Below are 725 nucleotides of genomic sequence, written 5' to 3' on the forward strand. Positions count from 1 at the left end.
CGGTGCCGGCCTGCTGCAGGATCTGCGTGCGGGTCAGTTCGGCGGTTTCCTTGGCATAGTCGGTGTCGCGGATACGGCTGCGCGAGGCCGACAGGTTTTCCGAGGTGGTGTTGAGGTTGGCGATGGTGGAGGTGAAGCGGTTCTGGATCGCACCCATGTCGGCGCGCGAGGAGTTCACGGCCTTCAGGGCATCGTCAACGATCGACAGCGCCTTCTGGGCACCGGCCACCGAGGAGATGTTCACGCCGGCAACGGTGTCGCGGGCGTCGGCATCGGCGTCGGCAATGCCGGCCAGTGCCACGGTCAGGCCGGTGGCATCGGTGGTGGCGGCAGTGAAGGTGAAGTCCTTGCCCGACTTCAGCGAGGTCAGCTCCAGCTTGCCGGTGGAATCGAGCGAGGCATACACGCCGCTCTGGTCCATCTTGTCGTTGATGGCGTTGACCAGCTTCTTGCTGACGTCGGCGGCCTTGTCGCCCACGGCCACGGACACGTCGCTGATGGTGACGCCGTTGACGACCATGTCGGTGACGGTGCCGGCAGCAGTGGCGGTACCGGTCATGGCGGCAGCGGTCGAGGTCTGCTTGGCCGCGTACAGGCCGTTGCCCAGCTCGGAGGTGCTGGAGTTGACGATGCTGTTGATGCCGATGGTCTGGCCCGAATCGGCACCGATCTGGAACAGCGCGCCGGAGAACGAACCGTCCAGCAGCTTGGTGCCGTTGAAGTTG

Annotated in this window: 1 protein-coding gene; it reads right to left on the reverse strand. The window is 65.2% G+C overall.

Translation table 11 applies throughout. The features are described from left to right. A partial coding sequence (locus ACTJI4_RS18270; protein WP_440870148.1) for a flagellin occupies positions 1-725 on the reverse strand: 725 nt, incomplete at both ends.

This window comes from Stenotrophomonas sp. 22385, assembly GCF_052045085.1.
In the GTDB taxonomy this organism is placed as follows: domain Bacteria; phylum Pseudomonadota; class Gammaproteobacteria; order Xanthomonadales; family Xanthomonadaceae; genus Stenotrophomonas.